This window comes from Pseudomonas taeanensis MS-3, from assembly GCF_000498575.2.
GTDB lineage: Bacteria > Pseudomonadota > Gammaproteobacteria > Pseudomonadales > Pseudomonadaceae > Aquipseudomonas > Aquipseudomonas taeanensis.
Map to the genome: position 1 here is coordinate 218,038 of NZ_AWSQ01000002.1, position 24,008 is coordinate 242,045.

Sequence of the window (24,008 nt, forward strand, 5' to 3'; positions counted from 1 at the left end):
CTACGCCGAGCAAGCCCAGCTGCCAGCCCCGCAGGACAGAAAAGCGCAAGATTGGGCAAGTGGGGCGGCGGCGGCCAAGTGGATGTGTGTTGAATTGGGCAAGGTTTGGTTTGAGATGGGGGCAGAGCGCGGCCAAAAGCGGGCAGTCATGAACAGGTATTGCTGCGTATGCGTCCGGTGACTGCACTCATCTGTAGGTGCCGCAAGGGCATCCCGCCAACGCCATTATCAATAATGTGTTGATTTACTTTCTTATTCTGGCAGTTTTTCTACAGGGCCAAGACTCCTATGCTTGCCTGATTGGTGAGTGCAAACATAGGAAATGAAGCGTGATTGTGAATAAAACCTCGCAGGCCTTAGCGCTATCTATCGCCCTAGCGTTATCACCAGCCATCACCCTGAGTGATGAATTCCGTTCGCAGGTTGTCACTGCCGATGAGGTCAAATGGGGGTATCTGAACCCTCTCCGTGGAGAAAATAGCCCCGGTGCTGCTGACCTTTGGGGGGATCGCAACATAGATACCGCTACAGGCATGCTGGTCAGGTTCAAAAAGGGGTTTGCCTCCCCACCGCACATCCACAACATCTCGTACCGAGGAATTGTCATTGAGGGCATGATGCACAACGATGATCCCGGCGCAGAAAAAATGTGGATGCCGGCCGGCTCGTTCTGGGCTCAGCCAGCAGGAGAGGACCACATTACGGCGGCAAGTGGAGAGGACAATCTCATTTATTTAGAGATCGATAGCGGCCCTTATCTGGTCCAGCCCTCCGACCAACATTTCGACAACGGCGAAAGACCAGTCAATCTGCACGAAAGCAATCTTGTCTGGCTGGACCACGGTGACCTGAAGCCGACCCATGGGCAGCCCGCAGGGATTACCCAGTTGTGGGGCAGTCACCAACCGGGGGCGTTGAGTGGAACGATGGTCAGACTTGCGCCGGGCTATCGAGGCAGCATCGGCACAGACGCGAGTGAGTTCCGAGGGGTGGTAATTCAGGGAGATGTTGCTTACCGATCAACGGATCTCAAGGAAACAAAGACCCTGAAAGCAGGCAGTTATTTCGCCTCTGCTGGCACCTTCAATCATGAAGTTTCAACGACAGATGGCGGGGCGCTCATCTACATCCGTACAGACGGCAACTACGAATTAACAACCAGGCAATAAAGTACTTCCCAGCCTATTGCCTAGCCGCTTCTCTCCGTAGGTGCAGGCCATCCACTACTCAACGCGTGCTCGGTTGACAGCTCATCATAGAGCCCCGGCCTGATGAGTTGCCCTCAGATAACGCAGCCTTTTCAAGCGCCTGACGATGCCAGAACTACCACCAGACGATTGATATTCTAGACGGTCGGTCTAATATTCCGCCATGACTACTGCCAAGCCTCAGGCCCGTCGTGGCCGCCCCCCCAAGATCGCGAGGAGTTTTGAAGACACTCGCGAGGTGCTACTGCATTGCGGCATGGAGGTGCTGACCGAACAGGGGTTTGCGGCCACGGGGATAGATACAGTCCTGAAGCGTGTTCGCGTCCCCAAGGGGTCGTTCTATCACTACTTCGACAGCAAGGAAGCTTTCGGTCGGGAGGTGCTGCAGTGCTACGCCACCTACTTCGCGCGCAAGCTGGACCGCTGGCTGCTGGAGGACAACGTACTACCCCTGCAGCGTCTGAGTAACTTCGTCGAAGACGCCAAAGCAGGCATGGCGAAGCACCAGTTTCGCCGGGGGTGCCTGGTCGGCAACCTTGGCCAGGAGATCACGGTATTACCTGCCAGTTTTCGCCAAGAGCTGGAGAGCATCCTGCTCGACTGGCAAAAGCGGCTGGCTATTTGCCTGGCACAGGCGGCCAGCCTCGGGCAACTGCGAACAGACAGTAATTGCGATGCTCTTGCCGCCTATTTCTGGATAGGCTGGGAAGGCGCTGTGTTACGCACAAAGCTGGTCCAGAACACACAACCGCTAGACACCTTCGTCGCCGGCTTTCTGGCCGGGGCGGCGAGATAGTTGATTTTTGATTATTTATAGACGATCAGTCTAAATAGGGGGAGGCCATGCTCAAGGCAATACTTGTTGATAAGAGTGAAGACGGTTATCAGGCGCGGATGACTGAGTTGGAGGACGTGCGGCTTCCGGAGGGCGACGTCACGGTGCGCGTCGAGTTCAGTACCCTCAACTACAAGGATGGCCTCGCCATCAGTGGCCGCGGTCCGGTCGTGCGCCGATTTCCCATGGTCCCCGGTATTGACCTGGCTGGAACCGTCGAAGTCAGCAATCATGCGCGCTACAAGATTGGCGACCGGGTGTTGCTCAATGGCTGGGGTGTCGGTGAAACGCATTGGGGCGGGCTGGCCCAGAAAGCCAGGCTCAAGGGCGACTGGCTGATCCCGCTGCCCGATCAACTGAGCGCACGTCAGGCCATGGCAATCGGCACTGCCGGCTACACCGCCATGCTCTGTCTGATGGCGCTGGAGCGTCACGGCCTGTCACCAGACAGTGGTGAGGTGCTAGTGACTGGAGCCAATGGCGGGGTCGGCAGCTTCGCCATCGCATTACTGGCTGGCCTGGGATACTCGGTAACCGCCTCAACTGGTCGCCCGGCGGAGAGTGACTACCTGAAGCGCCTCGGAGCAACCACTATTATCGACCGGGCAGAACTGAGCAGCCCCGGGCGCCCCTTGGCATCTGAGCGCTGGGCGGCCGCAATCGACTCGGTAGGTAGTCATACTCTGGCCAATGTCTGCGCCAGCACACGTTCAGACGGCGCGGTTGCGGCCTGCGGCCTGGCCCAAGGCATGGATTTTCCGGCCACTGTGGCCCCCTTCATCCTGCGCGGCATCAGCCTGTTGGGCATCAACAGCGTCACCCGCCCCTATGAGGAGCGGGTAGCGGCTTGGCAGCGCCTGTGCTCGGACCTGAATTTGGCGCAGCTGGATGAGATCACTCGGGAAATTGCGCTCAGTGAGGCAATAGACGTGGCCCATGACCTGCTCGACGGCAAGGTTCGAGGGCGGGTTGTGGTGGATGTCAATCGCTGAACACTAGGCTGCCGCCAGGGTTGATGCCATGGCGGCAACTGCAGGCCAGGTGTAAACAGGGGGGCGCTAGCTATATTTCGCCAGCATCGCCTCGATAACCTGAACGACCTCTTGGCACTTCTGCAGATCCAGCGCATCAGGGTGCGGCGAGGCGAAGCGCCCGGTGTCATTGTCGAAGTAACGGCCAGAGGCTGCCGCAAACTCATCCGAGAGTGCTGCCCTGACCAGAATGTCCGCGCCCGTGCGCAGGTCCTTGCCGGCCATGCCGAAGCCTTCCTTGACCATTTTGGTGGCCAGCAGGGAGCCGGGATTCACTGCTACCAGCAACGGCCCGCTGTCCTTTAGCGCGTGCGCCATGCCATGGGTCCACATGGTCAGGGCCAGCTTGCTCTGCGCATAGCTTTCGAACTGGTCAGCGATCCTGGTTCGCCCAGCCAGCGCATTCAGGTCAACGGGCGACTGTGCGGCAGAAGACAGGTTGACCACCCGGGCGCCGGGCGCCAGCACGGGCAGCAGTTGCCGGGTCAACTGGTAGGGGGCGAGGGTGTTGACCGCAAAGCGCAGGTCCAAGCCATCCGCCGTGCAGCTTTCAGCGGTGCGGAAGATGCCCGCATTGTTGATCAGCACATCGAGCCTGCCATGATGCGTGGCGATGGTCTGGGCGAGCGCCACGACTTCGCTCAGGTCGGACAGGTCGCCCAGGTAAGTCTCCGTGCGGCCACTGTCTGACAGCGCCTGCCGGGCCGCCTCCAGCTTTGCCGGATTGCGCCCATGTAGCAGCACCCGATGCCCCTGGGAGCACAGGAGCTTGGCCGTTTCCAGGCCGATGCCGTCCGTGGCGCCGGTAATCAGAATGGTCTTTTGCATGGGTCACCTCCTCAGGTAGTAAAGTCCGGCAACAGCTCGTCGGCGATGCGCTGCAGCGTGGTTTCAATGTTGGCCTGGTTGAAGCGCAGATTCAGCGCCACATGATTGATGCCGATGGCCTCGAGCGATTTCAGGTAGGCCCGCAGGTAGTGCATGCCTGCGCGGAATCCGAGATGGATCGCCTGGGGCGGTGCATCATCTTTTTCGAGCAGGTCGATGTAGAGCGACTGCATGGCCGGTTTGAGCCCGTGGCCGGAAGCAGTAGTCCGTGCTCGCCAGTCGCCGATGATCTGCTGCTGAACCGCCACGGGACGTGGATAGGTGAGCCAGCCGTCGCCATTGCGTGCCAGCCATTCCGGGCTCTGCTGGCTGGCGCCGGTGATCAGCAATGGCACTTTTTCTGCGGCGGGCTTGGGCAGCATGTCCATGCCCTTGCCTGGGCTGCCGTAGCGATTGTCGAACGAAGGAGAGTTCTGCCAAATCCGCTGGATGTAGTCGAAGCTGTCGCGAAAGCGCGTGCCACGATCTTCGTAGTTCAGGTTGAGGGCGGGATATTCGTCCGGCCGGTCACCCGAGGCAACGCCTAGAAGCAGGCGGCCGCCCGACAGGGCGTCGGCGCTGGCGGCGGCCTTGGCCACATGGGCTGGGTGACGCAAGGGCAGTACGACACTGGCGACGCCCAGCGCGATGCGTTCGGTCTGGCCGGCCAGCAGGCCCAGGTAGACAAAAGGGTCGTAGAGCTGGCCGGCATCTCCGAACGATGGCACGTTGAACGGCACGTCGCGCAGCCAGACCGCGGCGAACCCTAGCTGTTCGGCCAGTCTGACCCGCTTGAGATGAGCGCGCATCGAGGGGACAGGACTGTCCGCATAGCGCTCGATGGGCACCACGAGGCCGAGGCTCAGCCTGTTCAGGCGAAAGACCGCCTCGTACCCCTGATTGATGGGGGCGAAGCCCTGATGTTCGGACATCATCGATACACCTCTTGTCATGAATGCGACGGGTTCTACGCCTAGGGCCCGCCTGCAGTGCGCGTCGTCGATGGGCTTAGAGCTCGACGACCACCTTGCCCATCGCCTGCCCACTACCCAGGCGTGCATGGGCCTGGCCGATGTCTTCGAGGGCAAACTGTGTGTCGTCCAGCAGCGGCTTGAGCGCCCCGGCATCGGCGATCTCGGCGAGTTTCGTGAGAATGGCGCCATGCTCTTCGCGTTTGTGGTTGTGCAGCATGGGGATCAGCATGAACACCACATGCACCGACAGGCCCTTGAAGTGTGCGGGGGTCAGGTCCAGCTCCAGCATGGAGACGGTGGTCACCACCTGGCCATTCAGCGCCGCGGCCTCGAAGGAGTTGGCCATGTTGGCGCCGCCAACGCTGTCGAAGACGATCTCGAAACCCTTCCCGTCGGTGTGCTTCGCCACATAGTCGGCGACCGACTCGTTCTTGTAGTTGATCGGCGTGGCGCCATAGCCCTCGATCACGCGGGCTTGCTGCTCACCCGAGCAGGTGGCGTACACCTCCGCGCCCAGGTGCTTGGCCAATTGCACGGCCACGTGGCCAACACCGCCCGCACCACCGTGTACCAGCACGCGCTGTCCGGCGTGGGTGCCGGCGCGCTGCAGCCCTTCGTAGGCGGTGATGCCCACCAGTGGCAAGGCGGCCGCCTCACGCATCGACAGCGACTTGGGCTTGTGGGCAATCAAGCGGGTGTCGGCCAGCATGTACTCGGCCAGCGTGCCTTGCAGGTCGGCCAGGCCACCGGCACAGCCGTACACCTCGTCGCCCGGCGCGAAGCCGCTGACGCCTTCACCGATGGCCTCGATGGTGCCGGCGAAGTCCATTCCCAGAACGGCGGGCAGGGCAGGCGACAGCGGCAGGTCCTGGCCCATCTGCCGGATCATGGTGTCGACGGTATTCACGCTGGTGGCGGCGATGCGCACGAGCACATGGCCAGCCTTGACCACCGGCTTCGGCAGTTCGGCGGCTTGGAAGGCGGCGTTTTCGCCGTACTGGTTGAGGATCATCGCTTTCATGGAATATCTCCTGAGTATGTCGAGTGGCCGTCAAAACACTGAGTGGCCCTGGTGCCACACGGCCGGGTGCAGGCCGGTGGGCGTTGGTTGCAATGGCGGTTAAGGCTGGTTCATCCAGCCCATGTTTCGAACATGCTTAACTAACGGTTTGCCGTAAGTGCTGTGTGCTTTATGGAATCAGCATATTTGATAGACCTCTTGCTGATAATCACCTATAAAAAGCAATCACTTTTTAGATTTGGTTGAATATCGGCCATGAACATCGAGCATCTCAAGCTATTCGTCAGGCTGGCGGTCACCCACAACATCAGTCAGGCCGGTCAAGAGCTGGGCCTGTCTCCTGCGGTGGCCAGTGCACATATCAGCAAGCTGGAGGAAGGGCTTGGGGTACGGCTGCTGCATCGCACCACGCGCAAGGTGTCGCTCACTCAGGAGGGCGAAGCGTTTCTACCCTATGCTGAAGAAGTGCTGGCCAGTGTGGAAATGGCGCGCGCCTCGGTGGGCGCGGGCAGTATGGCGCCCAGGGGGACATTACGGGTCACGGCACCTGCTTCGTTCGGGCGCATGCATCTGGTGCCTTCGCTGAAGGCGTTTCTCGCCCACTATCCGCATTTGTCACTGGACCTGCGGCTGTCCGACTCGATTGTCGACCTGGTCGAGGGCGGCTTCGATATTGCGATTCGTAATGCCGAGCTCAAGGACTCAAGCCTGATTGCCCGTAAGCTGGCACCCGACCAGCGCATCATCTGCGCTTCGCCGGAATATCTGAAGCATTACGGAGAACCGCGCTCGCCTCAGGATCTGCTCAATCATCAATGCATCAATCTGCTGGGACTGGAAACCTGGGTATTCGCTACAGCGAGTGGCCCGGCCAGTATCAAGACCCATGGTCAACTGCGTACCGACAATGGTGAAGCCATGCGCGACGCCTGTGTCAGCGGGCTAGGCATCGCCATCAGTTCGACCTGGAGTGTCTATCAGCACATGGCGCGCGGCGAACTGGTTCAGGTGCTACCGAACAACCCTCTGATTGCGCACACCGCGATCTGGGCGATGTACTCCAGCGCACGTCAGCTAGCCCCCAAGGTGCGGGCCTTTATCGACTTCTACGCCGAATACTTTGGTGAGGAGCCTTACTGGGATAAGGCACTGCCGGGGGCGTAATATTGAATAGGCCCGCGTTCCTAGATACCTCTACGCCTCAAGGTTAGACCCGTTCAGTTTGGTAGGGATTAGTTCGCTTTTGGTTGGCTTCTGCCTGTTCCCTGCGACAGCTTCGGGCCCAGGTTGTGTGAAAACGCATGCGACGTTTTGAAGTCGGCGTTGCTACTTAATAATTTGCCAGCGTTTGGTTGGTCAGCAGACCTGTACTTTGCGTAGGAACGCGATTTTGATTGCGGTTCTGACTGTCAGACTCGCTTTAAACGTTTCACCCAGCTTGGGTCGACTGCCGCCTTTCGCGACTAGCTGCAGTCGTCCTTTGTATCCAGCCCAACAACTGTCGGACAAAAAGCGCCTTGCTCCCAAGCCTGCGTAGGCTGGAAAGCCGCAGAGCACTTTTCTCAGGGAATATATTCAGGCGACCTCGCCTCCACTGCCACGCCGTGCCTGGAAATCTGCGGCGACTGGGACGTCCTTAAGACGCCACGTGCGGAGTGCAGCAGCGCCAGGTGGGTGTTCAGAACCAGCGGTCGTTGCGCTTGCGTCCTCGGGTCAGAGCCGGCAGGAGTAGGCCGAGGAGCAGGCCAGCGCCGGCGATGCTGGCGCCGTAGACCAGGTAGCGCATCAACAGCTGATTGTTCTCATCGCCCAGTTGCGCCTGCACGGTGCGCAGCTCCGATTGGGTTTCGCTGAGCTCGGCATCGAGGGCTGTGCGGCGTGCTTGCAGTTCTTCGATCAATGCTTTGCGCGAGTCCAGTGTCTCCTGCAAGCCCTGTACCCGGGTTTTCCAGTTGTCGTCGATGGTCTTGAGCTGGTCGCTGAGCTCGGTGACTTGTTGCTCCAGCTGCGGTAAGCGCTCGGCCTGGCCAGGTATGTCCTGCAGGTCGCGGCTGGGAATCCAGACGGTGTCGCCGTCCTCGCCGCGGATCTGGCTGTAGTTGCCTTGGGTGCTGAGCAGCTCGACCTTCTGCCCGGATTGGAGCGTGCCGACTATGCGGTAGCCGTCAGTCGGGCCGCTGCGAACATAGGTGTTGAGACTGTCGCTGACCCAGCGCGTATTGCCGGCGTCCTCCTGGGCTTGGGCTGGGCCGTAGACAGTGAGCAGGGCACCGAGTAGGGCGCTGCTGAGAGTAAGGCGCCGCGAGCTGATCCGGAGGCTGGAAAGACGAGAGAGCAGTACAGAAAGATAACGAAATAGGGGCATGAGGACTTCACATGGAAAAGGAAAGATAAAGGCTCCGATGGCCAGCGAGAACACGATGGGGCAGTAGCCAATAGGCTCCGCCAGGGTAGTGACGGACTTGTTGTTACGACGGCAACAGAGGTGGCTGCTGCGGCGGTGGGAAATTCTATAAGTCTCCCTGGAGGGGCGTGGCTCGTATGCCATCCCGACAGTCCGCCAAGTGACAGACACTTGAAGTCGCGCAGGGTTCACTCACGAGGCTTCAGGCACTGGGCAAGCAAAACCCGAAGGGCCACATTCGAATGGGCGGGTGATTTACTTTTAGCCCTTCCTACCGCTGCAGCTGTCCTCTTTGCCTGGCGCAAGGCCTTGGCCAATCAGGCTCGCTCTGCGGCCTCGGCAAGCAACAGGGCGATTTCCGCGCCCAGAGCCAGGTCGCTGACTTTGCCGAAGTAGTGTTGACGGATGCAGCCCTCGGCATCGAGCAGAATCAGCGTTGGCGTACCGCGCATCGAGTAGTTCCGCATGGTGTGTGGAATGGAGCTCTGCGGGTCGGACAAGTCGACGGCGACTGGGAAGGTGATGCGGTACTCGTGCAGGAAGGCTTCCAGGGAGACCGGCGTCATCGCCTGGTGGTGTTCGAAGACCGTGTGCAGGCCGACAACCGCCACCTGATCGGGTGAGAAGGTGGCATGCACCCGTTGCGCCTGGGGTAAGCCTTCGCTCACGCAGCCGGGACAGAGCATCTGAAAGGCTTCCAGTACCACCACCTTGCCGCGCAGGCTGGCAAGGCTCAGCGGTTGCTGAGTGTTGAACCAGCGTTCTACCTGCCATTCGGGTGCCGGCGTGTGTGAGCGTGTCATATCGGGCTCCTGTGCAGCCCTCTATTGCGCCTTGCGCTTGGGCTACTGGCCAACCTGCTGCAACTGCCAGCAGGGGCATAACCGGTAACCAGCCGCGCAGGTGGTTCTGCTCAGCATAATCGCAACTTCATTCCAGCGCCGGGGGGCGGCGCGGTAACGGTTACCGTTTATCCACTGTCCTCAGCGGTTCGCTGTGCAGATCTTCCGTACGAGGCCGCGCAGCCAACGCTTGAGCCGGAGCATGGCCGAGACCCGGCATAAGCGCCCCAGCTCAGCGCTTCAGTACCCCTGAGGCCTTGGCAGTGTGCGTGGCGATGGCGTCCATCAGGTCGGGCGACAGGCAATCATAGGGCTCCAGGCCGAGTTCCTTCAGCCGGGCGCGCACGGCGCCCATCATCTGCGGATCGGTGCCCGACTCGATGATCGAGGAGACAAACGCGGCGAATTTCGGCTCGGACCAGCCCGGCTCTGTCGACAGTTCGGTGTGAATGAAGTCGAGTCCGTAGAGGGGGTGTCCGCTATTTTCGATGCGGCCGTACATATGTACGCCGCACTGGCTGCAGGCGTGCCGCTGGATGGTGGCCTTGGGGTCAACCACTGCCAGCTTCTCCGCATGCTCGGTGACCTTCAGCTTGTCACGCGGCACCACCGCCACCAGGGAGAACAGCGCGCCCTTGGGCTTCCAGCACTTGGTGCAGCCGCAGGCATGGTTGTGCGCCGATTGTGAGTCAACCCTTACTCGCACTGGGTCCTTGGCGCAGCGACAGGCAAGGGTGCCGCCCGTGAAGCTGCTTGAGCCCGCCTGGATGCCGCCGTCGATCGATGGGTGAAGCGAAAATGTGCCAGTCATTGCCTAGCTCCTGAGTAGTCAAAGTGACGATTGCACCTGCGTTAAATCTCAACCTTCATTTGATCTTTTCCTGCCGGCTAAAGTTCAGCGCTCGCGTTGCTGGCGCCGTGCGGTTTGGGACGTTCGGGCGCTGGCCGGTGCGAGGTAAGCTGGGGTGAGCGGGGAGGCAACCTTGGCTTTTGTGCCGATCTGCTCAAGCGCAGCGGCATGCGCTTGCTCGGCCTCAGTCACAAATATTGCCGCCATGGAGTCTAAAGAGTTAACAGCCGCCAGACCGTGCGGTTCAGACGAGGATCTTGCTATGCCCGTTTTCCTAGACCCTCGCGGTGCAGGTGCGCAGACCTGGCCGTGGGGCGTACGGCGCGCTGTGCGGCGGCGCATCGTCCACTATCAGTGCGCCGCTAATCGCAGGCTTCCCGCCTCGCCAGGCACGGGGTATACCTTGGAGGAGCTGCAGAGCCTGATGCGCTGGGACAACAGCCGAGGAGTTCGCCGCCTATGAGATTGCCCGAGATCGATCACGCCTGGGTGCAACGCGCTCAGCAGGGTGAGCTGGCCGCGCTGGATCGCCTGCTGCTGGTGATTCAGCCGGCGGTCTACAACCTGGCCATGCGCATGCTCAACCAGCGCGAGGATGCCCAGGACGCGACCCAGGAAATCCTCCTGCGCATCACCACCCATCTCGCCAGCTTTCGTGGCGACAGCCGCTTCGCCACCTGGATGTTCCGCATCGCCAGCAATTACCTGCTCACCGCGCGCTCGCGGGCCAAGGAGTCGCCGGCGCTGTCACTGGAGGGGTTGGCGCAGAAGCTCGGCTTCGGTGTGCAACTGGCCGAACGGGCGCTGGCGGAGGGTCAACCGCGTCAGCTTGACCCCGAGGATAAGTTGAGCGCGCAACGCATGGCATTGGCCTGCACCCAGGGCATGCTGATGTGCCTGGATCGCGAGCACCGGGCCGCCTATGTACTGGACCTGACGTTCGGGCTCGACTCGGCAACGGCGGCCGAAGTGCTGGAGATCAGCCCCGAGGCCTATCGCAAGCGGCTATCGCGTGCTCGCCAGCGCCTGGATGAGTTCATGCGGCGCCAGTGCGGGTTGGTCAACGCCTGCGCCAACTGCACCTGTGACAAGCAACTGCTGGCCGTCGAGCAGGCGCAGCGGCTGGGAATGGCCAAGCCCACGACCCGTGCACCGGAGGCCGAACTGATCGCCCTCACCGAACTGGGTGACGCCGCCGCGGTGTTTCGCGCTCACCCCGACTACCAGGTGCCGCAGCGGGTCATCGAGACCGTGCGCGCGGTGCTCAAATTGCACACTGGAGGTTGGCAATGAGTGGCGGCCGAGTGATCGCCCTGACCACCGCCGACCGCTTCAGCCTGACCGCGCGGTTGTTCTCGCCGCCGCTCGATGTGCGGCCGCGGCACAGCGTGGTGCTGGCGGGGGCTCTGGCCGTTCCACAGCGTTTTTATGCCGGTTTCGCCGAGTGGCTGGCCAGCCAGGGCTGCGTGGTGCTGACCTTCGATCCGCGCGGCATGGGCGCCTCGCGGCCGGTCGCGTACGCAGGTTCGCTGCGCGGCTTCGCCACGGATTTCGGCATCTGGGCCGAGCAGGATTTCTCCGCGGCGGTGCACTGGCTGAAGGCCCAGCATCCCGACCTGCCGCTACGGGTGATCGGTCACAGCCTCGGCGCTCAGCAACCCGGCATGGCCAGCCAGGACGCTCAGCGCTTGATCGATGGCCTGCTGGCGGTCGGCAGTGGGGCCGGTTACTGGCGTGATTGGGCCTGGCGCTCGAAGTGGGTCGCGCCGCTGCTATTCCACAGCCTGGGGCCGTTGCTCAATCACCTGCTGGGTTATTTTCCGGGCCGACGCCTGGGGCTGGTGGGTGACTTGCCGCAGGGGGTGATGCGGCAATGGATTCGCTGGTGCCGGCATCCGACTTTTGCCTGGGGCCTCGAGCCACAGGCGATTGGCGCAGGTTATCGGCGGGCGCGTTTCCCGATTCATGCCATCAGCCTGCAGGACGACGAGGCGATGACCGAGGCCTGTACACGCAAGCTGCTGGCGGCCTATAGCAATGCGCCGAGCCATCTGGAACGGCTCGATCCGGCGCAGCATGGACTCGGCCGTGTCGGCCACAGCGGTTTCTTTCGTCGCCAGTTCGCCGACAGCCTGTGGCCGCACGCCCTGGCCATCCTGGACAACATGAGCAGCAGGAGGTTGCCCGCATGACCGATGTCACTATCCCCGAAGGCTTTATCCCGCTGCCCCGCAGTAGCCCGCTACTTGACCTGCTCGGCCCGGTGTATTGCCGGGGCAGCGGCTTGCAGCTGGAGATCGGCCTGCGTGCCGAACCGCGTCACGCCAATGGTCGTGGCACCTTGCACGGTGGCGTGCTGGCGACCCTGGCGGATGTCGGCATGGGCTATGCCATGGCCTTTTCCAGTGAGCCGCCGCTGCCACTGGTGACGGCCAGCATGACCCTGGACTATCTCGGTACGGTGCAGGTCGGCGAGTGGGTCGTGGTCCATCTGGAGCACTCCAAGCGCGGTCGGCAGATGGCCTTTGCCACGGCCAGCCTGCGGGTGGGCGAGCGAATGGTGGCGCGTGCCAGTGCGGTATTTGCCGTACCGCTGGAACCTTAAATAGCTTGGCGTGGCACCTGGGCGGCGGCGATGGGTTTTGCGCTGCTGATGCTCCGCTGCTGGCCAAGGCTGGTTAAAATCCAGGAGGCCGGAATGATGAATTCATCACTTCGGCTTCTTTGCTTAACAACCGCAAAAGGGAGGAAGGCGCAATGAGCGAACAGAACCAGACGGAACCGGCTAGCGATGCTGAGGTGTTCGCCTATATGCAGCGTCAGCTGAGGTCCGGGCGGGTCAAGCCGGTCGTGCTGGTGGATCTGACGCAGAAGGCTTTTCCGGATGTTTCTCGCGAGCGGATCGTCCACTGTTTCGGCGAGTTGGACTCGTCGCTGCTCAAACGATAAATGCCCGCTGGCCCTGCGCTATTCCGGCAGGGGGATGAACTCGTCCTCGTCGCCTGGCACCTTGGGGAAACGGCCGGCCTTCCAGTCCTGCTTGGCCTGCTCGATGCGTTCCTGGCGGCTGGAGACGAAGTTCCACTCGATATAGCGGCGGCCCATTTTCTCGCCGCCGATAATCGCAATCCGCGACTCTTCCACTGCTTCCAGAATAATCCCCGGCTCCTGGGCGAAGACCGCCATCGAATGCTCGGGAATCAGCATGTCGCGCGCCTTTAGCGAGCCTTGGGCGACATACACCGCGCGTTCTTCTTCATCCGGCAGGATCAGCGTCTGCCCCGCCTGCATATGCGCTTCCACGTACAGCGTTTCGGCAAACTCCTTGACCGGTGAAGTAACGCCATAGGCCGCGCCTATCAGCACCCGCAGCGGAACCCCGGCGACCGTGATGGCGGGCAGGTCGGCGGCCGGGTAGTGATAAAACGCCGCCTGCATTTCCTCATCGGTTTCCGGCAGTGTCAGCCACAGTTGCAGGCCGTGCAGCCGGTGCGGCACGTCCCGCACTTCCGGGCGCTCGCGTTCCGAGTGGACGATGCCGCTGCCGGCGACCATCAGGTTGAGGTCGCCCGGGCGAATCGCCTGCAGGCTGCCCAGCGAATCGCGGTGCAGAATTTCACCTTCGAACAGGTAGGTCACGGTGGCGATATTCACGTGCGGGTGCGGGCGTACATTGATGCCCTGGCCGGCGGCAAATTCCGCCGGACCCATGTGGTCGAAGAAGGCCCAGGGGCCGACCATCTTGCGTTGGCTGGTTGGCAGCGTGCGGCGTACTGAAAAGCCGCCGAGGTCCTTGTCTCGTGGCCGAATGATCAGCTCCACGGCGTCACAGCCCTGGGCGATGTCGCATTCCTGTTCTGGATTTCTCGTCAGGTTGCTCATGCTCAGTTCCTCTTGCTTTGGGCAGTGGTGTTCTCGGCCTGCACGGACAACGCACCCGCGTGATCCACAAATCCGCAGTGGAGATTAACCAGATTAGGTAAAAAACCGCTCTGACGTACGACCGCCAGTCGTCAGGAGGCCGGGCTTAGTGCTTTGGAGGTTCGCTAATGTCTGGCGAATTGCGTTTCTGCGTTTACCAACTAGCCACTAACTCGCGGCTTGCTGGATAAGCCAGTCCTTGAAGGCTTGCACCGCTGGACGCAGTTTGGCCTGGCGCTGATGAACCAGATAAAACCCTTTGCTCAGCGGCAGGCGTTGGTTGAAGGGTTCGATCAAGGTGCCTTCGGCCATCTCTTCTTCGGTGAGCAGTGAGCTGGTCAATACCACGCCTTGTCCGCGCTTGGCGGCATCGATGGTCATCAGCGACTGGTCGAAATGCAGGGCGGGCAGCGTCGCAATTTGTGCTGCTGGCAAGCCGCTGAAGCGTGCCAGCCACAGGTCCCAATGGGGATGAAGCGTGTTGTGCAGCAGGGTGGCTCTGGCCAGGTCGCTCGGCTGCTGTAAATCCAGTTGCTGGGCATAGGCGGCCGTGCAGTAAACCCGGGCTTCATCGGTGAAGAGCAGGTGCGCATCAAGCTGCGGGTCGATGCCGTCGAAGTAGCGAATCGCCAGGTCAACTGGTTCTCCGGCGAAGTCCACCATTACGGTCGAGGTGCTCAGGTGGAGGGCGACAGTGGGGTGGCTCGAGACGAAGGACGACATTCTTCGCGCGAACCACTTGGCTGCCAGGCTCGGCGGCATGGTCACCCAGATACCCGCGCTACGGCTGTCGCGTAATGCCTGGCTGGCGTTGATGATTTGCGCCAGGGCCGGCTGGATGCGTCCCCAGTACGAGGTTCCTTCGGGGGTCGGCTCGATCTGCCGCACCTGGCGGATGAACAGGCTGACACCCAGCCAGTCTTCGAGCTTGCGGATCTGTTGGCTGACGGCCCCGGGGGTGACGTTCAGTTCTTCGGCGGCGAGAGAAAAACTACGCAGTCGCATGGCTGAGTCGAAGTACGTCAGAGCCTTCATCGGAGGTAACGGTTTCATGGAGTAGTTTTTCTATCTCAAGAGACAAACATAATGGTTTGTAGCGCTTCCTGAGGGCAGACACAATCGTTCGACACTTGAATCACCTTGGGCCCGGTCATGAAACATACTGCTTATTTCGCTTTTGGCCTGCTCGGCCTGATCTGGGGCACCAATTTCATCTTCATGAAGTGGGCGGCGGACTTGATCACGCCGGGACAGATCGTGTTCTTGCGGGTGCTCTTCGGCTTTCTGCCGATTCTGTTGTTTGCCGTGTTGAGCCGCTCGCTGCGCTGGAGTCACCTGCGTTATGCCCACCACTTTCTGGTGATGGCCCTGCTCGCGACGGCGATCTATTACTACGCGTTTGCCAAGGGCACATCACTGCTGTTGTCCAGCGTGGCTGGGATGTTGAGCGGCGCGATTCCGCTGTTCACTTTTGTTTGTTCATTGCTGTTCCTGCGCCAGGAACCGCTCAACGGCCGAACCAGTCTGGGTGTGGTCTTTGGCTTTCTCGGTGTGCTGTTGATCGCTCGGCCGTGGGAGGCCGCAGCCTCGGGTATTAATCTGGAAGGCGTGCTGTACATGGTCATGGGTTCGCTTAGCGTGGGCTGTTCGTTCGTCTATGCCAAGCGCTTCCTGACCGGGTTGACGATGTCGCCCTTGGCACTGTGCACCTATCAGATCGGCTTTGCCTTGGTCGTCATTGCCGCGGTGACCGACCTGCAGGGCATCGAGCGGATTGCCGAGGATGCGCGTGCCTTCGCCGGCGTATCCCTGGGACTGGGGTTGCTGGGCACCGGCCTGGCTTACATTCTTTACTACTTTATCGTGCAGCGACTCGGTGCTCTGGCTGCTTCAGCCGTGACCTACATCCCGCCGGTGGTCGCCTTGTTGATCGGTTATTTCCTCGTGCACGAACCGGTCAGCGCGGTGGATCTAGTGGCGGTGGTAGCGATCATCGGCGGGGTGTACATCCTGCAGACGGGCAAGCGTCAGGCGCCAGCCAACAGCGTGCCCGTCGTGGGCGTGGATTAAGCAAGCGGGGCGATCAGCGAGGGTGGAGTGGCTGGCTGTTAATAATTCCGATCCCTTTATCTCCGAGCTCTATCGCTCTTTCTGCCACTGCCGCTTGATTTCCTGCCATTGGTTATCGCTCAGCCATTCGTTCGCCAGGGGGAAGAAGATATTTTCCTCGCTGTCCAAATGGTCATGGTACTTGTGGATGTAGTCCTCGATGAACGAGGCTATTTCTTTTGGTGTGTGGCTTGAGTGCTCGAGGGCCTTGAGTTGGTTGGCAATGCGCTCAAAGCCTTGATGGTCGCGCTCTATGTCGAGTACGCGTGGATGTACAGGGGCGCGGGTGGTTAGTAGTAGGCGGCGAATCAGCTCTTCATTCTGGTGATGCAGGGCTTCCGCTTCACCATGCAGAGACTCCAGTAGCCTGAAGAGTTTGTTGCGGTCGGCCGCGTTGCAGGTTTCGCCTTTAAAGATGTCGAGCAGGCTTTTGATCTGCTCGATGGGGGCGCAAATATTATGGTGATAAGTGCGCAGTTCCTCTAGTAAGGGGTGCATGTTCAATCCTCATGAGTCAAAGCCTCGATGCCTTTGCGTAAAGCTTAGGACAGCCGGTTAAAAGACCTGCGCAATCTGATGAAGTACGCCCATTCCACTCCATGGTCGTGCCGATGAAACTGGTCATCTGCGCTGGAAAAGAGCTTACCGGTCAGGATTGAAGGCCGACCTTACCGAGCCTCTGCAGCTCAAAACCCGCAATTTTATGCAAGTGCCGACGGCAGGCGCGGCGCAGACTTCAGGGCATCCACTTGGGAGTCACCTGATGAACCTGTCGCTGTACCTGCTCACCGTCCTGATCTGGGGCACCACCTGGATCGCCATCAAACTGCAGATGGGCGAGGTGGCGATTGCCGCCTCGATTGCCTACCGCTTTGCCCTGGCTGCGGCGGTGCTGTTCGCCGTGCTGCTGCTCAGCGGCCGACTGCAAACGCTCGACCGCCGTGGCCAATTGATCTGCCTGGCCCAGGGCCTGTGCCTGTTCTGCCTGAACTTTCTGTGTTTCTACACTGCCAGCCAGTGGATACCCAGTGGCCTGGTGGCGGTGATTTTTTCCACCGCGACGCTGTGGAATGCCTTGAGCGCGCGGCTGTTCTTCAAGCAACGGGTTGCGGCCAACGTGCTGGCCGGCGGCGCCTTGGGGCTGCTGGGACTAGCCCTGCTGTTCTGGCCGGAACTGGCCGGGCATGCGGCCAGTCGGGAAACCCTGCTGGGTATCGGTCTGGCGCTGCTCGGCACGCTGTTTTTCTCCGCCGGTAACATGCTCTCCAGCCTGCAGCAGAAGGCCGGCCTCAAACCGCTGACCAGCAATGCCTGGGGCATGCTGTATGGCGCCCTGATGCTGGTGGCGATCTGCCTGGTGAGTGGCACGCCATTCGGCTTCGAGTGGAGCGGCCGCTATATCGGTTCGCTGCTCTACCTGGCGATTCCCGGTTCGGTGATTGGCTTCACCGCCTACCTGACCCTGGTCGGGCGCATGGGGCCAGAGCGCGCAGCCTATTGCACCGTATTGTTTCCGGTGGTGGCGCTGAATATTTCGGTATTTCTCGAAGGTTACCAGTGGACGCCGCCGGCGCTGTTCGGCCTGCTTCTGGTGATGCTCGGCAACGTACTGGTGTTCCGCAAAGCGAAACCGGCGCCGCGCCTGGGTGATGCGCCAGCCTAGCGCTGCCGTGGATTATCTGAGGAGGTGTGTGTATCTGCTCAATGCCAGGTCGACAGCGCCTCCCAGGAGCGGAACTGGTCGCCGGGAATGGGCCGGCTGATGGAGTAGCCCTGGGCGATGTCGCAGCCGAAGTTGCCCAGACGGTTCAGGGTCTCGCGATTCTCGACGCCCTCGGCGACTACCGTGAGGTCCAGGTTGTGCGCCAGTTCGACGATGGAGCGCACGATTTTTGCCGAGTCATCGTCGTCAGTCAGCATGCGGGTGACGAAGGACTGGTCGATCTTCAAGGAGTCCACCGGCAGTTTCTGCAGGTAGGCCAGCGAAGAGTAGCCGGTGCCGAAGTCGTCGATGCTCAGGTGGGTATCGAGGTTCTTCAGCTGCATCAGGGTCTCCAGCGCTGCTGCCGGGTCTTCCATCAATGCGCTTTCGGTTAGCTCGAATTCGATCCAGTCCGGCTGCGCACCCCAGGTGGCGAAGGCGCCACGGATGCGCTCGAGCAACTTGGGGTCGCGCAGATCGCGGGCCGACAGGTTGACCGAGATCGGCCGGTCGTCGCCTTCTTCATGCCAGGCGTAGCGTTGGCCCAGCGCCGCATCCAGTACCCAGTAGGTGAGTGGGGTGATCAGTCCGGTGTTCTCGGCCAGCTTGATGAAGTCGTCGGGCGGCAGCAGGCCGTGCTGCGGGTGCTGCCAGCGCACCAGGGCCTCGGTGCCACAGACCTTGTTGGTGGCAATCTGCAGTTTCGGCTGGTAGTGCAGCAGCAGTTCGTTGTGATCGATTGCCCGGCGCAAGTCCCCCATCAGCATCAGGTGTTGGGCGCACTCCTGATCCAGGCTGCTCTGGAACAGGGCATAACCGCTGCTGCTGGCCTTGGCCTGATCGCGAGCGCTGCTGGCGCGGCGGATCAGGCCATCCGGGTCGGTGTCGTGACCAGGGTAGAGGGCGATGCCGATGCTCGCCCGCGCATCCAGGCGCAGCCCGGACAGCTCGATCGGCTCATACAGTGCCACCAGAATCTTTTGCGCCAACTGCATGGCCTGTTCCGCGCCACCGCTGGGCATCAATACGGCGAATTCGTATTCGCCCATGCGCGCGACCGTATGGTTCGCTCCCACGGTTTGCACCAGGCGAGTGGCAATGGCCTGTTGCAGGCGGTCGCTCTCGCGGTAGCCGAGGGTTTCGTTGATCTCCTGATTGCGCCCGACCTCCAGCTGCAGCAGGCCCAGCGCCCGGCGTTCCTGCTTGGCGGTGGCGATCGCCTGTTCCAGTTGTTCGCGCAGGCGTACCCGGTTGGACAGGCCGGTGAGGGTGTCGGTAAAGGCCATGCGCCGGATGGTGGCTTCCGCTTCGACGGCCCTGGCGCGGGTGCGCAGGGTGGCGATGCCGAAGCCGAGGTCGTTGGCGGTGGCCAGCAACAGCTCGACCTCCTTGTCATCGAAGGCCTCGGCTTCAGCCGACATGATGCTCAGCATGCCGATCAGCGCGTCCTCGACGCGCAATGGCAGCACTATGGCCGAAGCGTAACCACGCTCGCGGGCTTCTTCGCGCAGCGGGGCCTCGGGGTCATTGAGGATGTCGCGCATCACCATCGGTTGGCCGTTCGTGAGTGGATCTTCGAGCTTGTGGATAAAGGCCGTGCCTTCGGCACTCGCTCCCCAGGTCACACCGAGCGCCAGAAAGCCTTCGTCGAAGCCTTCATGGGCCATCGGCTGGTAGAGCTGGGGCAGATCATCCTGGCGATAACCGACCCAGGCCAGGCGATAGCCGCAATCCTTCACCAGCACCCGGCAGATCTCCTCAAGCAGGGCGGTTTCGTGCGTGGCATGGATCAGCGCATGGTTGACCGCCACCCGGGTCGACAGGGCGCGGTTGAGGCGCTGGATTTCCTGTTCCGCCTGCGCGCGGCGGGCTTTGGTGCGCAGTGCCTGGATGCCGAAGGCCAGGTCCTCGGCGGCCTCGGTCAGCAGGTCCAGCTCTTGGGGGCCGAAGGCATCGGGTTCCGGGGCACCGATGCCGAGGGCGCCGAATATCTGCCCTTCGACCCGCAGCGGCAACGACAGTACCGAGGCAATGTCGTGGGCGATGGCGCCCTCGCGCCAGGGCGCGGTATTCGGGTCGGTCAGTAGGTTGTGCGACAGGCTCTGCTGGCCGGTACGAATGGCGGTGCCGCTGGGGCCGTGGCCGCGTTCGTTGTCCGCCCAACTGATGCCGAGCGAGTCGACGTAGGCTCGATCGACCCCGGCATGCGCCACCGGCGTGACGGTTTTGGCGGCGTCGTTCTCGGCGCGGCCGACCCAGGCCAGGCTGTAACCGCCTTCCTCGACGATCACCCGGCAGATGTCCTGGAACAGGGTGGCTTCGTTCTCGGCACGCAGTAGTGCGCGGTTGCAGCCACTGAGGGTACGCAGTGCCCGGTGAAGGCACTCCACTTCTTGAGCGACGGCCGATTGCGCGGGCATGGTTGGCCTCCGGCAGATGTTGACCATTGCTCAGTATAGGTCCTGTGGCGACTGCCAATGCGCCCTTGATCGCTGGCTGTGAAGGCGCAGCACAGCCGAACTGATTAGCCTGTCATGAGTTCAGAAAAGCCGACCTGCTGAATCATTCGACCAGTTGCCTGGAACAGGGGGCGGGGCAATAGGCTTTTATGTAGAAAAATGGCTGTCTTGAGCGTGGCCTGCCAGCCCGTTGTGGGCGCCAGGCCGTGTAGGGCTAATCAAGCCCTGGTCACGGTTGAGTGAGGCTCGGTCGCTCAAGGCGCGCGCCTGAAGTACTCGAATACCCGCTCGGAAAAAACCAGGTAGGCGAACAGCGGGTAGCACAGGTAGTGCACTGCGAGGAGGAATATGCCCATCGGGCTGGGCTGATCTTGCCCCGCCATCATGGCCAGCAGGCCGATATACAGCAGTGCCAACACCCCGCCATACAGCCCCAGCAAACGCCAGCGCTCAGCCGGTAGCGGCGCGCGCCGCGTGCTCCAGGCAAACCACAGGGCCATGGCGCCAGCGACTGTCGCGGCAATCAGCAGGGTGGACAGCACGCCGCCGATGCGCACGAAGCTGCGTAGCAACAGGTTGAGCAATATCACGGCGAGTACGCCGCCCAGGGCATAGCGGGTCACAGGAGTGGTGGCGTGGTTCACTGTCTCATCCGTATTGTCGGCAGAGGCTGGGTCAGGGTTTCACAGGGCGCGATGCAGGCCAAAGCGTTTCTTCAACAACCACTCCAGCAGGGCTTTAGGCACCAGCGTGGCGATCAGCGGCATGGCGCGGCTGCCGTTGCCCAGGCGCAGCAGGCGCGGACGTTTGGCGCTCTGCACGGCATGCAGCAGGCTGCGGGCGAAGTGACTGGTCGGGGTCGGGTGATCTTGCGAGGCGTTGGCACGGGCGCGGATGCCCTCGCGGATCGGCCACCAGGGTGAGCCTTCGTCGATCAGCTGTTCGGCCTCGCGACTGGCGTTAGCACCGAAGCTGGAGGCAATGGCGCCGGGTTGTACCTCCATCACTTCGATGGCAAAAGGCGCCAGTTCCAGACGCAGGGCGTCGGACAGGGCGTGTACCGCGGCTTTTGAGGCGCAGTAGGCGCCGGCGAAGGGGGTCACCATCACCCCGGAGACGCTGCCGATGTTGACCACCAGGCCTTTGCTGCGCCGCAGTAAGGGAAACAGCGCACGGGTGATGCCGACGATGGCGAACACGTTGGTTTCGAACTGTCGGCGCATGGCCTCGACGCCACCATCGAGCAGCGGGCCCATGGCACCGTAGCCGGCGTTGTTGATCAGCACATCGAGGCCACCGACTTCATCACTCAGGCGCGCCGCCAGCTGTTCGGCGGCGACGCCGTCGTTGACGTCCAGCCGCACGGCGATGAAACCGGCGGCGCTCAGCGTGGCCAGGTCATCGGCTTTGCGGGCGCAGGCCCAGACCTGGTAGCCGGCGGCCTGGAACACCTCGGCGAGGGCGCGGCCGATACCGCTGGAGCATCCGGTGATCAGGGCGGTGGGCTGGGTCATGTGGGCTTCCTTTCAATGATTATCGGAGCAGGCCTGGGAGCCGTCGGCTGAGCCTGTGCACTAGTCGGCGAAAGTACCTTGCAAGCGTTCGACGCGAAATTCCAGGGTGCTGGCGCGGTAGCCGCTACGCAGGGTCGGCAGCGGCAGGCAGTCCTGCCAGGTCGCGCCGGGCAACAATTTGCCGGGGCCGCGGTAACGCGGTGATTCATAGGTGTATTCGGCCAGGTTGACGCTGTCGCCGGGGCGGTAAGCGGCAATCTGCCAACGCAAAGTCAGCAGGCTGGCATCGCTGGCGTTCTGTACCACCAGCCCCAGAGGGCGGTTGGCCGGGCAGCGCTCCGGCGCGTAATCGAGGCGTAGCTGTATGCGGGCCAGTTGCTGGGTTTCCCGGCTTTGCTGCCAGATCACCCAGCTGGTGACCAGCAGCAGTCCGAAAAAAGCGGCGGCGGACAGCGGCAGGGCTTTGCCTGGGTAGCGGACAAGCAGGACCAGCCAGGTGAGGACCAGCAGTGCGCCGATCAGCATGGGTGAACTCCTGTCGGAATGCGGCTGCAGGGCATGATAGGTCATCGTTCAGAACGGATGAATTATCCTACAGGATCATGCCGGGCTTGGGCGGCGAGCTATGAGCGAGGTGTCTTGCCGAGCCTTGCCTACGGTTTGCCCAGCAAAAACGCCCGCCCTCGGGGGAGGGCGGGCGTCGGCTACAGCCTGGTTGGCGCGAGGTTAGCCGGCCAGGCGCAGTTTGTCCGGCTGCTGTTCCTGTTCTTTGGTCCTGCCGTAGACGTCTTCCAGGCGCTCGATGTCATCCTCGCCGAGGTAGCTGCCCGATTGCACCTCGATGATCTCCAGCGGGATCTTGCCCGGATTGGCCAGACGGTGCACCGCAGTGATGGGGATGTAGGTGGACTGGTTTTCCGTGAGCAGGAAGGTCTTGTCGTTGCAGGTCACCTCGGCGGTACCGGACACCACGATCCAGTGTTCGGCGCGGTGGTGGTGCATCTGCAAGGACAGTTGGGCACCCGGCTTGACCGTGATGTGCTTGACCTGAAAACGCCCGCCCATGTCCACCGAATCGTAGGAGCCCCAGGGCCGGAACACTTCGCAGTGGCTCTGGGTTTCCTGGCGACCCTGTTCGTTCAGGGTGTTGACCAGGGTTTTGACTTCCTGCACGCGGTCCTTGGGGGCGATCATCAGGGCGTCCTTGGTTTCCACCACGACGATATTGTCCATGCCCAGCACGGTGACCAGCTTGTCATTGTTGGCGTGGACCATGCAGTTGTGGCTGTCGTGCATCACCACGTCGCCCTTGAGTACATTGTGGTTTTCGTCCTTGTCGTTGACCTCCCACAGCGAGGCCCAGCAGCCGACGTCGCTCCAACCGGCGGCGAACGGCACCACACAGGCCTGCGCGGTTTTTTCCATCACCGCGTAGTCGATCGAGTTGTCCGGGCAGCAGGCGAAGGTGTCGGCGTCGATCAGCAGGTTGTCGCCGTCGACCTGGCTGCGTTCCAGGGCCAGCAGGCAGGTGTCGTAGATATCCGGGTCATGCTTCTTCAGCTCTTCGAGGAAGCGACTGGCGCGGAACAGGAACATCCCGCTGTTCCAGAAGTAGTCGCCGGATTCGACAAAACTGCGCGCGCGCTGCAGGTCGGGCTTCTCAACGAATTGCAGCACCCGGTTGATCCCTTCGGGCAGGCTGCTGCGGTCCTGCAGGTCGCAGCGGATATAGCCGTAGCCGGTTTCCGGCGCGGTGGCCGGCACACCGAACAGCACCATCTCGCCACTCTCCGCGGCGACGGTGGCCATGGCCAGGACGCGCTGGAAGGCGCGTTGGTCCTTGATCACATGATCTGCCGGCAGCACCAGCATCAGTTCATCACGGCCTTCGGCCAGCAGCTTCATGGCGGAGATGGCGACCGCCGGGGCGGTGTTGCGGCCGAAGGGCTCCATGATCAGGCCGTCGACCTCCAGTTGGGAGACGGCGAGCTGCTCCTGAACGATAAAGCGATGGCTTTCGTTGCATACGATCAGGGGTTTCTGCATGCCTTCGACGGCGAGGCGCTGCAGGGTTTGTTGAAACAGGCTGTGCTGGCCGGTGAGGGCCAGGAACTGCTTGGGAAATTGCTTGCGCGACAGCGGCCATAGTCGTGAACCGCTACCACCTGACAAAATTACCGGAATCATACTGTCTCTCCTTGAACGTTCGGAAGGTGTGCCACTTTGTGTGTGCTGCGCGTCCCGCGCTACGTGGCGCGGGCTCTGGTTATG

Annotated in this window: 24 protein-coding genes; 10 read left to right on the plus strand and 14 right to left on the minus strand. The window is 61.7% G+C overall.

Translation table 11 applies throughout. The annotated features are described in order from the left end of the window. Window positions 1-329 precede the first annotated feature (329 nt). The 3 genes from TMS3_RS09090 (at window position 330) to acuI (ending at window position 3,035) form a co-directional block, all read left to right on the plus strand. The gene (locus TMS3_RS09090; RefSeq protein WP_200929615.1) at window positions 330-1,169 is read left to right on the plus strand and encodes a DUF4437 domain-containing protein; all 840 of its coding nucleotides are present in this window, start codon (window positions 330-332) and stop codon (window positions 1,167-1,169) included. A gap of 202 nt (window positions 1,170-1,371) precedes the next feature. Continuing rightward, the gene (gene acuR, locus TMS3_RS09095; protein ID WP_025164958.1) at window positions 1,372-2,004 is read left to right on the plus strand and encodes an acrylate utilization transcriptional regulator AcuR; all 633 of its coding nucleotides are present in this window, start codon (window positions 1,372-1,374) and stop codon (window positions 2,002-2,004) included. A gap of 47 nt (window positions 2,005-2,051) precedes the next feature. Continuing rightward, the gene (acuI, locus tag TMS3_RS09100; RefSeq protein ID WP_025164959.1) at window positions 2,052-3,035 is read left to right on the plus strand and encodes an acrylyl-CoA reductase (NADPH); all 984 of its coding nucleotides are present in this window, start codon (window positions 2,052-2,054) and stop codon (window positions 3,033-3,035) included. A 66-nt stretch (window positions 3,036-3,101) separates the two neighbouring features. On the opposite strand, the gene TMS3_RS09105 is transcribed toward acuI, so the two are convergent. The 3 genes from TMS3_RS09105 to TMS3_RS09115 all read right to left on the minus strand — a co-directional run bounded on the left by TMS3_RS09105 (window position 3,102) and on the right by TMS3_RS09115 (window position 5,936). After that, entirely contained in the window at window positions 3,102-3,902 is an 801-nt protein-coding gene (locus TMS3_RS09105) for an SDR family NAD(P)-dependent oxidoreductase (protein ID WP_025164960.1), read from the minus strand. 11 nt (window positions 3,903-3,913) lie between these two features. Next, window positions 3,914-4,876, minus strand: coding sequence for an LLM class oxidoreductase (locus TMS3_RS09110; protein ID WP_025164961.1), 963 nt, complete (start codon window positions 4,874-4,876; stop codon window positions 3,914-3,916). Window positions 4,877-4,949: 73 nt separating this feature from the next. After that, window positions 4,950-5,936: a zinc-dependent alcohol dehydrogenase family protein gene (locus tag TMS3_RS09115; protein ID WP_025164962.1), complete on the minus strand. Its 987-nt coding sequence runs from the start codon at window positions 5,934-5,936 to the stop codon at window positions 4,950-4,952. Window positions 5,937-6,191: 255 nt separating this feature from the next. On the opposite strand from TMS3_RS09115, the gene TMS3_RS09120 reads away from it, so the two are divergent. Further along, the gene (locus TMS3_RS09120; protein WP_025164963.1) at window positions 6,192-7,100 is read left to right on the plus strand and encodes a LysR family transcriptional regulator; all 909 of its coding nucleotides are present in this window, start codon (window positions 6,192-6,194) and stop codon (window positions 7,098-7,100) included. Window positions 7,101-7,614: 514 nt separating this feature from the next. On the opposite strand, the gene TMS3_RS09125 is transcribed toward TMS3_RS09120, so the two are convergent. The 3 genes from TMS3_RS09125 to gfa form a co-directional block, all read right to left on the minus strand. Next, complete coding sequence (locus tag TMS3_RS09125) at window positions 7,615-8,301, minus strand: TIGR04211 family SH3 domain-containing protein (RefSeq protein WP_025164964.1); 687 nt, start codon at window positions 8,299-8,301, stop codon at window positions 7,615-7,617. 356 nt (window positions 8,302-8,657) lie between these two features. Next, window positions 8,658-9,143, minus strand: coding sequence for a peroxiredoxin family protein (locus TMS3_RS09130; RefSeq protein WP_025164965.1), 486 nt, complete (start codon window positions 9,141-9,143; stop codon window positions 8,658-8,660). Window positions 9,144-9,414: 271 nt separating this feature from the next. Then, the gene (gene gfa, locus TMS3_RS09135; RefSeq protein WP_025164966.1) at window positions 9,415-9,993 is read right to left on the minus strand and encodes an S-(hydroxymethyl)glutathione synthase; all 579 of its coding nucleotides are present in this window, start codon (window positions 9,991-9,993) and stop codon (window positions 9,415-9,417) included. 498 nt (window positions 9,994-10,491) lie between these two features. Between gfa and TMS3_RS09140 the strand changes: the two genes are divergently transcribed. From TMS3_RS09140 to TMS3_RS09155, 4 genes are all read left to right on the plus strand, one after another. Further along, window positions 10,492-11,325: an RNA polymerase sigma factor gene (locus TMS3_RS09140; RefSeq protein WP_025164967.1), complete on the plus strand. Its 834-nt coding sequence runs from the start codon at window positions 10,492-10,494 to the stop codon at window positions 11,323-11,325. Next, window positions 11,322-12,224 (plus strand): alpha/beta hydrolase family protein, encoded by a 903-nt coding sequence (locus TMS3_RS09145; RefSeq protein WP_025164968.1) that lies wholly within the window; start codon window positions 11,322-11,324, stop codon window positions 12,222-12,224. The genes TMS3_RS09140 and TMS3_RS09145 overlap by 4 nt, the downstream gene beginning before the upstream one ends. Beyond that, a complete protein-coding gene (locus TMS3_RS09150; RefSeq protein WP_025164969.1) occupies window positions 12,221-12,637 on the plus strand; it encodes a PaaI family thioesterase in 417 nt (138 codons plus the stop codon). Before TMS3_RS09145 ends, TMS3_RS09150 begins: the two co-directional genes overlap by 4 nt. Before the next feature lie 152 nt (window positions 12,638-12,789). Beyond that, complete coding sequence (locus TMS3_RS09155) at window positions 12,790-12,981, plus strand: hypothetical protein (protein WP_025164970.1); 192 nt, start codon at window positions 12,790-12,792, stop codon at window positions 12,979-12,981. Window positions 12,982-12,999: 18 nt separating this feature from the next. Here the strand turns inward: TMS3_RS09155 and TMS3_RS09160 are convergent, their stop codons facing one another. Further along, window positions 13,000-13,914: a pirin family protein gene (locus tag TMS3_RS09160; protein WP_025164971.1), complete on the minus strand. Its 915-nt coding sequence runs from the start codon at window positions 13,912-13,914 to the stop codon at window positions 13,000-13,002. A gap of 207 nt (window positions 13,915-14,121) precedes the next feature. Further along, complete coding sequence (locus TMS3_RS09165; RefSeq protein WP_025164972.1) at window positions 14,122-15,006, minus strand: LysR substrate-binding domain-containing protein; 885 nt, start codon at window positions 15,004-15,006, stop codon at window positions 14,122-14,124. Between the two features lie 99 nt (window positions 15,007-15,105). On the opposite strand from TMS3_RS09165, the gene TMS3_RS09170 reads away from it, so the two are divergent. Next, complete coding sequence (locus TMS3_RS09170) at window positions 15,106-16,023, plus strand: DMT family transporter (protein ID WP_025164973.1); 918 nt, start codon at window positions 15,106-15,108, stop codon at window positions 16,021-16,023. Between the two features lie 69 nt (window positions 16,024-16,092). On the opposite strand, the gene TMS3_RS09175 is transcribed toward TMS3_RS09170, so the two are convergent. Next, window positions 16,093-16,560 carry a hemerythrin domain-containing protein gene (locus TMS3_RS09175; RefSeq protein ID WP_025164974.1) on the minus strand — a complete coding sequence of 156 codons (468 nt, stop codon included), beginning with the start codon at window positions 16,558-16,560 and terminating at the stop codon, window positions 16,093-16,095. Window positions 16,561-16,825: 265 nt separating this feature from the next. On the opposite strand from TMS3_RS09175, the gene TMS3_RS09180 reads away from it, so the two are divergent. Then, entirely contained in the window at window positions 16,826-17,725 is a 900-nt protein-coding gene (locus TMS3_RS09180) for a DMT family transporter (protein WP_025164975.1), read from the plus strand. Window positions 17,726-17,763: 38 nt separating this feature from the next. On the opposite strand, the gene TMS3_RS09185 is transcribed toward TMS3_RS09180, so the two are convergent. The 5 genes from TMS3_RS09185 to TMS3_RS09205 all read right to left on the minus strand — a co-directional run bounded on the left by TMS3_RS09185 (window position 17,764) and on the right by TMS3_RS09205 (window position 23,924). After that, complete coding sequence (locus TMS3_RS09185; protein WP_025164976.1) at window positions 17,764-20,184, minus strand: bifunctional diguanylate cyclase/phosphodiesterase; 2,421 nt, start codon at window positions 20,182-20,184, stop codon at window positions 17,764-17,766. A gap of 293 nt (window positions 20,185-20,477) precedes the next feature. Continuing rightward, a complete protein-coding gene (locus TMS3_RS09190) occupies window positions 20,478-20,867 on the minus strand; it encodes a hypothetical protein (RefSeq protein WP_025164977.1) in 390 nt (129 codons plus the stop codon). Window positions 20,868-20,906: 39 nt separating this feature from the next. Beyond that, window positions 20,907-21,737: an SDR family oxidoreductase gene (locus TMS3_RS09195; protein WP_025164978.1), complete on the minus strand. Its 831-nt coding sequence runs from the start codon at window positions 21,735-21,737 to the stop codon at window positions 20,907-20,909. Between the two features lie 60 nt (window positions 21,738-21,797). Next, a complete protein-coding gene (locus TMS3_RS09200; protein WP_025164979.1) occupies window positions 21,798-22,262 on the minus strand; it encodes a hypothetical protein in 465 nt (154 codons plus the stop codon). A 201-nt stretch (window positions 22,263-22,463) separates the two neighbouring features. After that, window positions 22,464-23,924 carry a mannose-1-phosphate guanylyltransferase/mannose-6-phosphate isomerase gene (locus tag TMS3_RS09205; protein ID WP_025164980.1) on the minus strand — a complete coding sequence of 487 codons (1,461 nt, stop codon included), beginning with the start codon at window positions 23,922-23,924 and terminating at the stop codon, window positions 22,464-22,466. Window positions 23,925-24,008 lie beyond the last annotated feature (84 nt).

What these genes read in the sequence shown, in the direction of transcription:
- acuR (WP_025164958.1), top strand. Translation starts at nt 1,372, where the DNA reads ATGACTACTGCCAAGCCTCAGGCCCGTCGTGGCCGCCCCCCCAAGATC.
- acuI (WP_025164959.1), top strand. Translation starts at nt 2,052, where the DNA reads ATGCTCAAGGCAATACTTGTTGATAAGAGTGAAGACGGTTATCAGGCG.
- TMS3_RS09105 (WP_025164960.1), bottom strand. Translation starts at nt 3,902, where the DNA reads ATGCAAAAGACCATTCTGATTACCGGCGCCACGGACGGCATCGGCCTG.
- TMS3_RS09110 (WP_025164961.1), bottom strand. Translation starts at nt 4,876, where the DNA reads ATGATGTCCGAACATCAGGGCTTCGCCCCCATCAATCAGGGGTACGAG.
- TMS3_RS09115 (WP_025164962.1), bottom strand. Translation starts at nt 5,936, where the DNA reads ATGAAAGCGATGATCCTCAACCAGTACGGCGAAAACGCCGCCTTCCAA.
- TMS3_RS09120 (WP_025164963.1), top strand. Translation starts at nt 6,192, where the DNA reads ATGAACATCGAGCATCTCAAGCTATTCGTCAGGCTGGCGGTCACCCAC.
- TMS3_RS09125 (WP_025164964.1), bottom strand. Translation starts at nt 8,301, where the DNA reads ATGCCCCTATTTCGTTATCTTTCTGTACTGCTCTCTCGTCTTTCCAGC.
- TMS3_RS09130 (WP_025164965.1), bottom strand. Translation starts at nt 9,143, where the DNA reads ATGACACGCTCACACACGCCGGCACCCGAATGGCAGGTAGAACGCTGG.
- gfa (WP_025164966.1), bottom strand. Translation starts at nt 9,993, where the DNA reads ATGACTGGCACATTTTCGCTTCACCCATCGATCGACGGCGGCATCCAG.
- TMS3_RS09140 (WP_025164967.1), top strand. Translation starts at nt 10,492, where the DNA reads ATGAGATTGCCCGAGATCGATCACGCCTGGGTGCAACGCGCTCAGCAG.
- TMS3_RS09145 (WP_025164968.1), top strand. Translation starts at nt 11,322, where the DNA reads ATGAGTGGCGGCCGAGTGATCGCCCTGACCACCGCCGACCGCTTCAGC.
- TMS3_RS09150 (WP_025164969.1), top strand. Translation starts at nt 12,221, where the DNA reads ATGACCGATGTCACTATCCCCGAAGGCTTTATCCCGCTGCCCCGCAGT.
- TMS3_RS09155 (WP_025164970.1), top strand. Translation starts at nt 12,790, where the DNA reads ATGAGCGAACAGAACCAGACGGAACCGGCTAGCGATGCTGAGGTGTTC.
- TMS3_RS09160 (WP_025164971.1), bottom strand. Translation starts at nt 13,914, where the DNA reads ATGAGCAACCTGACGAGAAATCCAGAACAGGAATGCGACATCGCCCAG.
- TMS3_RS09165 (WP_025164972.1), bottom strand. Translation starts at nt 15,006, where the DNA reads ATGAAACCGTTACCTCCGATGAAGGCTCTGACGTACTTCGACTCAGCC.
- TMS3_RS09170 (WP_025164973.1), top strand. Translation starts at nt 15,106, where the DNA reads ATGAAACATACTGCTTATTTCGCTTTTGGCCTGCTCGGCCTGATCTGG.
- TMS3_RS09175 (WP_025164974.1), bottom strand. Translation starts at nt 16,560, where the DNA reads ATGCACCCCTTACTAGAGGAACTGCGCACTTATCACCATAATATTTGC.
- TMS3_RS09180 (WP_025164975.1), top strand. Translation starts at nt 16,826, where the DNA reads ATGAACCTGTCGCTGTACCTGCTCACCGTCCTGATCTGGGGCACCACC.
- TMS3_RS09185 (WP_025164976.1), bottom strand. Translation starts at nt 20,184, where the DNA reads ATGCCCGCGCAATCGGCCGTCGCTCAAGAAGTGGAGTGCCTTCACCGG.
- TMS3_RS09195 (WP_025164978.1), bottom strand. Translation starts at nt 21,737, where the DNA reads ATGACCCAGCCCACCGCCCTGATCACCGGATGCTCCAGCGGTATCGGC.
- TMS3_RS09200 (WP_025164979.1), bottom strand. Translation starts at nt 22,262, where the DNA reads ATGCTGATCGGCGCACTGCTGGTCCTCACCTGGCTGGTCCTGCTTGTC.
- TMS3_RS09205 (WP_025164980.1), bottom strand. Translation starts at nt 23,924, where the DNA reads ATGATTCCGGTAATTTTGTCAGGTGGTAGCGGTTCACGACTATGGCCG.